General features: G+C 73.9%; 4 protein-coding genes and 1 pseudogene. 3 read left to right on the top strand and 2 right to left on the bottom strand.

The window, feature by feature from the left end; all coding sequences use genetic code 11:
- A pseudogene (locus CCN29_RS18380) lies at positions 1-284 on the bottom strand (hypothetical protein); the annotation flags it as partial.
- A 165-nt stretch (positions 285-449) separates the two neighbouring features.
- On the opposite strand from CCN29_RS18380, the gene CCN29_RS18385 reads away from it, so the two are divergent.
- Together CCN29_RS18385 and CCN29_RS18390 are read left to right on the top strand one after the other, a co-directional pair.
- A complete protein-coding gene (locus tag CCN29_RS18385) occupies positions 450-974 on the top strand; it encodes a flavoprotein (protein ID WP_086683114.1) in 525 nt (174 codons plus the stop codon).
- 81 nt (positions 975-1,055) lie between these two features.
- A complete protein-coding gene (locus CCN29_RS18390; protein ID WP_086683133.1) occupies positions 1,056-2,024 on the top strand; it encodes an aldo/keto reductase in 969 nt (322 codons plus the stop codon).
- 711 nt (positions 2,025-2,735) lie between these two features.
- Here the strand turns inward: CCN29_RS18390 and CCN29_RS18395 are convergent.
- Complete coding sequence (locus CCN29_RS18395; RefSeq protein WP_031020750.1) at positions 2,736-5,114, bottom strand: SpoIIE family protein phosphatase; 2,379 nt, start codon at positions 5,112-5,114, stop codon at positions 2,736-2,738.
- 242 nt (positions 5,115-5,356) lie between these two features.
- On the opposite strand from CCN29_RS18395, the gene CCN29_RS18400 reads away from it, so the two are divergent.
- Positions 5,357-7,600 (top strand): glycoside hydrolase family 9 protein, encoded by a 2,244-nt coding sequence (locus CCN29_RS18400; RefSeq protein WP_086683136.1) that lies wholly within the window; start codon positions 5,357-5,359, stop codon positions 7,598-7,600.
- Positions 7,601-7,886 lie beyond the last annotated feature (286 nt).

Genomic DNA, 7,886 nt, shown 5'->3' on the forward strand with positions numbered 1-7,886 from the left:
CCTCGGCGCTGCGCCCCGCCCTGGGCCCGCTGCGCTGGGGGTGCGTGCTGGTGCTGACCGCGCTGGCGGCGTGGGGCGGGGCGCAGCGCCGAGGCGAGGGCAGAACCGCCGAGGACGGCGGCGAGCGCGTACAGACCGTCGGCCGTGGCGACACCGAGGGCCGCCGACACCCCGGTGCGCAGGGACGTACGGGCGGCGAGGGAGACGAGGTAGGTGCCGACGGCGCCCACGGGGATCGCGATGCCGTACCCGGCCAGCAGCCCCGCGAGCAGCGCCGCGGTCACGGGCGCGGAGGAGTCGTGCCTTCCCGGGCGCAGGACTGCTGCTGTCGGCCCGCGACGACGGCGAGGGCGGACGACGGCAGCGGAAGCGTGTGCGTGGACATGGGCAGGATCCTGAGGGCCGGCGCCCGGTACCGGCAAACGAATTTGTCCCGCTAGGGTGCCGAGGTGACCGACAAGCCCTTCCTCTACGTCGTCGTCTGCGCCGCCGGAGTCGCCGAGGGCGTCAGCAAGCTGATCACCGCCGCGCAGGAGCGGGACTGGGAGGTCGGTGTCCTCGCCACCCCGACGGCGATGAACGGCTTCTTCGACGCCGCCGCCGTCGAGACGCAGACGGGCCGCCCGATCCGCTCCGCCTGGCGCCGCCCCGGCGATCCGCGCCCCTTCCCGGCCCCCGACGCCGTGGTGGTCGCCCCGGCCACCTTCAACACCGTCAACAAGTGGGCGGCCGGCATCGCCGACACCCTCGCCGTCGGCACCCTGTGCGAGGCCTGCGGGCTCGGCGTGCCGATCGCCGTGCTGCCCTGCGTCTCCGGCGCGCTGGCCGCGCACTCCGCCTACCAGGACGCCGTCGCCCGGCTGCGCGGCATGGGCGTCCGCTTCGGCGACCCGTACGCGGGGGAGGCCGAAGGGGACGGCGGACGGCGGGAGTTCGGCTGGGAGCGGGCCCTCGACCTCCTGCCCGGCGGCTGAACGGCCCCCGCTTCGAGTGCGCGCGAAGACGTACGCTCGCTCCTGCGACAGCAACCGTTCCCGACGGCAGGAGCAGCAACGATGCAGTACGTGAAGCTCGGTTCGACGGGCCTGGAGGTCTCGCGCGTCTGCCTGGGCTGCATGACCTACGGCGACCCGGGCCGCGGCAACCACGAGTGGACCCTCGACGAGGAGGCGTCCCGGCCGCTGATCCGGCAGGCGCTGGAGGCGGGCATCACCTTCTTCGACACCGCGAACGTGTACTCCGACGGCACCAGCGAGGAGATCGTCGGCCGGGCGCTGCGCGACTTCGCCCGCCGGGACGACGTCGTCCTCGCCACCAAGGTGCACGGCCGGATGCGGCCCGGACCCAACGGCGCCGGGCTCTCCCGCAAGGCGATCATGACCGAGCTGGACCACAGCCTGCGCCGCCTCGGCACCGACTACGTCGACCTCTACCAGATCCACCGCTGGGACCCGCACACGCCGGTCGAGGAGACGATGGAAGCGCTGCACGACGTCGTCAAGGCGGGCAAGGTCCGCTACATCGGGGCCAGTTCGATGTACGCCTGGCAGTTCTCCAAGGCGCAGTACACCGCCGAGCTGCGCGGCTGGACGACGTTCGTGTCCATGCAGAACCACTACAACCTGCTCTACCGCGAGGAGGAGCGGGAGATGCTGCCGCTCTGCGCCGACCAGGGCGTCGGCGTGCTGCCGTGGAGCCCGCTCGCCCGCGGCCGGCTCACCCGCGACTGGAACGTCACCACGGAGCGCAGCGCCACCGACCAGTTCGGCAGCACCCTGTACCAGGAGGGCGACCGCGCGATCGTCGACGCGGTCGCCCGCGTCGCCGAGTCCCGGGGGGTCCCCCGCGCCCGGGTCGCCCTCGCCTGGCTCCTCCACCAGGACACGGTCACCGCACCCATCGTCGGCGCGGCGAAACCGTCCCACATCGAGGACGCGGTCGCGGCGGTCGACCTCGTCCTGACGGACAAGGAACTGCAGCAACTCGCCGAGCCGTACACCCCACACCCGATCGCGGGCCACTGACGCCACGGCCCACCCGGCCCCACCGGCCGCCGGTCCCTCGGCCGCGCCGGTGCGGGGGCCGTGCGCCGGGTGGGGCGCGCGGGCCAGGGACGGTGCCGGGGGAGACGGGACGCGCCCGGGGCGTCCGACCCCCCGCCGGGTTCACCGGCCGCCGGTCCCTCCGCCGCGCCGGTGCGGGCCAGGGTCCGGCCGCGTCGCGTGACGCCCGTGTGGCTGTTCCACGGCGGGTCACTCCGCCCGATCGGCACGGCGCGCCCGGCCGGGGAAACCGGCCGTCGACCCCGCCTTCCCGGTGGGCGTCGCGGTGCTCGGCCGCCGTCCGCCCGGCCGGGCCTGCCCCGGATCGCCCGGGTGACGGGCGTCCGGCACGGACCCGGTCCCCGAACGGCTGCGCCGGGCCGGATCGCCTCCGTCCGCGAGGATCGCTGCCGGGAGTTCCGGTGAGCGGTTCGTGCCGGCCGCGTGGCCCCAGGACGGAATCGCCGGCGAGGCACACTCCGCGAGACGACGCGTGTCACAGGGTGCCGTCCTCGCCCGTCGTGTGCGCCGACCGCGAGGCCCCGCGCCGGGTGTGTCTCCGTAGGTCGTTCGCCGGCTGCGTGTTCCCTGGGCGGGGCTTCGCCACCGCACACCGTGCGTGACTGCCCGTCCGCCCGCGGCCGGGCGTCCCGGGACCCCCGTGAGAGGGGGCCCGGAGCGGCCCCGCCCGGGTCACTCCATGTCCGCCAGTGCCAGCTCCGCCCAGATCGTCTTGCCCTCCGCCGTGTGGCGGGTGCCCCAGCGTTGGGTGAGCTGGGCGACCAGGAGGAGGCCGCGGCCGCCCTCGTCCCAGGTCTTGGCGCGGCGCAGGTGCGGGGCCGTGTGGCTGGTGTCGGAGACCTCGCAGATCAGGGTCGCCGCGTCGTGGATCAGGCGGAGCCGGATCGGCGGGGCGCCGTAGCGGATGGCGTTGGTGACCAGCTCGCTCACCACCAGCTCCGCCGTGAAGGACGCGTCGGTGAGCGACCACGCGGCAAGCTGGTCGAGGACCTGCTTGCGGATGGGAGCCACCAGCGCCGGGTCGGCCGGGATGTCCCAGGTGGTGACCTGGGAGGACGGCAGTCCCCGCAGACGCGCCAGCAGCAGCGCCACGTCGTCCGTCGCGCCGCCCGGCGCCAGGACACTGTTCAGCACCCGGTCGCACGTCTCGTCCAGCGGACCCGCCGCACCGGACAGCGCCTCACGCAGCAGCGCCTCGCCCTGGTCGACGTCCCGTCCCCGCGAGGTGACCAGCCCGTCGGTGTAGAAGGCCAGCACGCTGTCGTCGGCCAGCTCGAACTCCGCCGACTCGAACGGCAGCCCGCCCAGCCCCAGCGGCGGCCCCGAGGGCAGTTCGAGGTGCTGAGCCGTCCCGCCCGGCGGGATCACCACGGGCGGCGGATGTCCCGCCCGGGACAGCGTGCAGCGCCGCGACACCGGGTCGTACACCGCGTACAGGCAGGTCGCGCCGACCTCCCCGGGCCCGGAGTCGCCGCCCGCCTCCTCCGACAGGTGCAGCACCAGGTCGTCGAGGTGGGTGAGCAGCTCGTCGGGGGCGAGGTCGATGTCGGCGAGGGTGCGCACGGCCGTGCGCAGCCGGCCCATCGTCGCCGACGCCTGGATCCCGTGCCCCACGACGTCCCCGACGACCATGGCGACCCGCATCCCGGACAGCGGGATCACGTCGAACCAGTCGCCGCCCACCCCGGAGCGTGCGGCCGGCAGATAGCGGGTGGCGGCCTCCAGGGCGGCCGTGCGCGGCAGGGTCCGGGGCAGCAGACTGCGCTGGAGGGTGAGCGTGGTCTCCCGCTCCCGCGAGTAGCGGCGGGCGTTGTCGATGCAGACGGCGGCGCGCGCGGTGACCTCCTCGGCCAGCAGCACGTCGTCGTGGGTGAACGCCTCCGGATGGTTGAACCGGGTGAAGGCGGCCACGCCGAGGGTCGTGCCGCGCGCCTGGAGCGGCACGGACAGCATCGCGTGCACCCCGTACTCCTCGAACCGCCGGGCCCGCGTCTCGTCCACCGCAAGCCAGGGGTCGAGGTCGCCGGCCGGCACGGAGGCGACGACGCTGTGCCCGGCGACCAGCGAGTCCGCCTGAGGCGAGTTCTCCGGGTAGACGACGACCTCACCCACCTGGGCGACGCTCTCCGGGGTGCCGGCGGTCAGGGACTGCTGGGCGACCCGGCGCAGCGACACCGGCGGGGACAGCCGGCCGGCCGGCTCGCCCGCGCCCTCCTCCGGATCCAGCAGCTCCACGCTGACGAAGTCGGCGAGCGAGGGCACGCAGACGTCCGCCAGCTCCTGGGCCGTCCGGGTGACGTCCAGGGTGGTGCCGATGCGCATGCTGGCCTCGTTGACCAGTTGCAGCCGCTCCCGTGCCCGGAACTGCTCGGTGAAGTCGTGGGCGGTCACGCACACGCCCCGCACCCGGCCGGCCCGGTCGGTCAGCGGCGCCAGCCGGGCCAGCCAGGCGTGGGCGTAGCTCTCGGCCCTGGCCTTCATGTGGGTCTGCATGTCGTGCGGCCGCCCGGAGCGCAGCACCTGCCGCAGCTGCCGCTCCAGCTCGCTGTGCTGCGGGCGGCCCCCGATGTCGGTGGGCCGCAGTCCGCGCAGGTGGTCGGCGGGCAGCCCGAGGAGCCGGGCCATCGCGTCGTTCACACCGCGCAGCCGCAGCTCGTGGTCGAAGACCATCGTGGCGCACGGTGACTGGAAGACGGCCTTCCTGACGAGCGGATCGTCGGGCAGGTCGTAGTCGGTGGCCTCCAGCGGGGTGACCGCGAGCCATTCGCCCGGGCCGTCGCCGGAGGGCTGCCGGTGGTGGGCGAGCACCCACACGCTCACCGTGCCGCCGTCGCGGTGGCGCAGCACCAGCGTGCCGCTCCAGCGGTCGGCGGGCAGCGGGAGCGGTCCCGCGCTGTCGGCCAGCAGCTCGGCGGCCGGACGCCCGACGACCTCCTCGGACCGGTGTCCCAGCAGCAGGCGCGCACCCTCGCTCCACCGCGCGAGCGTGCCGTCGGCGGCGATGACGGCCCGGGCCGTCACCGCATCGTCGAACGGGTCGTCCGGCCTCATCGTCGCCACTCCATCGCGCACACTCACCGTGAACCGGCGTATCGCCAGAGTCCCAGCCTAGTGCGTCGGCGCGCGACATGAACGGGAACCGGGGCCACCGCCTCCGCGGCACCCGGAAGAGTCTCGTCGTGTCACGACCGTTGACGCCGTGTCACATCTGCCACAACCATGGGCGGCGCACGGAGTTGGGAGCGCTCCCATTCGCGCCCCGTACCCCCGTACCTCCGCAGAGGAGCCCAGACGTGAAACGACGCAGAACCGCGCTGCTGACCCTCACCGGTCTGCTGGCGACCGCGCTCACCGCGATGCCCGCCGCCCCGGCCGGCGCCGACGAGGTCGAGCAGGTCCGCAACGGCACGTTCGACAACGGCACCGAACCCTGGTGGGCCTCCGAGGGCGTCACCGCGGGCGCCTCCGACGGCCGCCTGTGCGCCGACGTGCCCGGCGGCACCGCCAACCGCTGGGACGCGATCGTGGGCCACAACGACATCGCCCTGCAGGAGGGGGAGACGTACCGCTTCTCCTTCAGCGCGACCGGCTCGCCCGCCGGCCACGTGGTCCGGGCGATCGTCGGCCTCCAGGTGGACCCGTACGACACCTACCACGAGGTGTCGCCGCAGCTCAGCGTGTCCGGCGACACGTACTCGTACACCTTCACCGCACCGGTGAGCACGGACCAGGCGCAGGTCGGCTTCCAGCTCGGCGGCAGCCCCGACCCCTGGCGGTTCTGCGTGGACGACGTGTCGCTGCTGGGCGGCGTCGCCCCCGAGCCGCACGTGCCGGACACCGGACCGCGCGTCCGGGTGAACCAGGTCGGCTATCTGCCCGCCGGGCCGAAGAACGCCACGCTCGTCACGGACGCCACCGAGAAACTGCCCTGGCAGCTCAAGGACGGCCGCGGCCGGGTGGTCCGCACCGGCTGGACCGTGCCGCGCGGCGTCGACGCCTCCTCCGGGCAGAACGTGCACTCCGTCGACTTCGGCTCCTACCGGGGCCGCGGCACCGGCTTCACCCTGACGGCGGACGGCGAGACCAGCCACCCCTTCGACATCGACGCCGCGGCGTACGAGCGGCTGCGGCTGGACTCGGCGAAGTACTACTACACCCAGCGCAGCGGCGTGGAGATCCGCGAGGACCTGCGCCCGGGCTACGGCCGCCCGGCCGGCCACGTGGGCGTCGCCCCCAACCAGGGCGACGGCGCGGTGCCCTGCCGGCCCGGGGAGTGCGACTACACCCTCGACGTCACCGGCGGCTGGTACGACGCGGGCGACCACGGCAAGTACGTCGTCAACGGCGGCATCAGCACCTGGGAGCTGCTCAGCACCTACGAGCGCGCCGAGCACGCCCGCACGGGCCGGCCGCACAAGCTGGGCGACCGGACGCTGGACATCCCCGAGAGCGGCAACAAGGTGCCCGACCTCCTCGACGAGGCCCGCTGGGAGCTGGAGTTCCTGCTGAAGATGCAGGTGCCCGACGGCGAGCCGCTGGCCGGCATGGCCCACCACAAGATCCACGACGAGCAGTGGACCGGGCTGCCCCTGCTGCCCAGTGACGACCCGCAGAAGCGCGAGCTGCACCCGCCGACCACCGCAGCCACCCTCAACCTCGCCGCCACGGCGGCCCAGGCGGCCCGGCTGTACCGCCCCTACGACAAGGCCTTCGCCGGCCGCGCCCTCGCGGCGGCGCGCAAGGCCTGGGCGGCCGCACTCGCCCACCCGGACCGCCTCGCCGACCCGGACGACGGCATCGGCGGCGGCGCCTACCCCGACACCACCGTGTCCGACGAGTTCTACTGGGCGGCCGCCGAGCTCTACCTCACCACCGGTGAGCGGGAGTTCAAGGACCACGTGCTGAACTCCCCGGTGCACACCGCGGACATCTTCGGACCCACCGGCTTCGACTGGGCGCGCACCGCCGCGGCCGGCCGGCTCGACCTCGCCACCGTGCCGAACCGGCTGCCCGGGCTCGACCGGGTCCGCCGCTCCGTGGTCGCGGGCGCCGACCGCTACCTGGCCACCCTGAAGGCGCACCCGTACGGGATGCCGTACGCGCCGGACGGCAACGTCTACGACTGGGGCTCCAGCCACCAGGTGCTCAACAACGCCGTCGTCCTCGCCACCGCCTACGACCTCACCGGCGCGGCGAAGTACCGGGACGGCGCGCTGCAGGCCATGGACTACATCCTCGGCCGCAACGCGCTGAACATCAGCTACGTCACCGGCTACGGCGAGGTCCACGCCAAGAACCAGCACAGCCGGTGGTACGCCCGCCAGCTCGACCCGAACCTGCCCAACCCGCCCGCCGGCACGCTGTCCGGCGGACCCAACTCCAGCATCCAGGACCCGTTCGCCCAGTCGAAACTCCAGGGCTGCGTCGGACAGTTCTGCTACATCGACGACATCCAGTCCTGGTCCACCAACGAGCACACCATCAACTGGAACGCCGCCCTGACCCGCATGGCCTCCTTCGTGGCCGACCAGGGCTGACCCACCCCTTCCCGCGCGGGCCGGTGACCACCTGGGTCACCGGCCCGCGCCCGTACCGAGGTACCCCACCGCACCCGCTGCGACCTGCGGATATTTACTGTTCAGTACCCGAGCGGTACCGTAATCCCATGCCAGCTCTCAACGTGGAGTTCAGCGACCGCGAGCTCGAGGACCTGCGGCAGATCGCCAAGGAACGCGGTACGTCCATGAAGGCGCTCGTACGGGAGGCGGCAGCGGCGGACATAGCCCGTCACCGCGCCCTCCAGGAGGGCGCGGTGACGGGCTA

This window comes from Streptomyces pseudogriseolus, from assembly GCA_002154585.1.
Lineage (GTDB): Bacteria > Actinomycetota > Actinomycetes > Streptomycetales > Streptomycetaceae > Streptomyces > Streptomyces pseudogriseolus.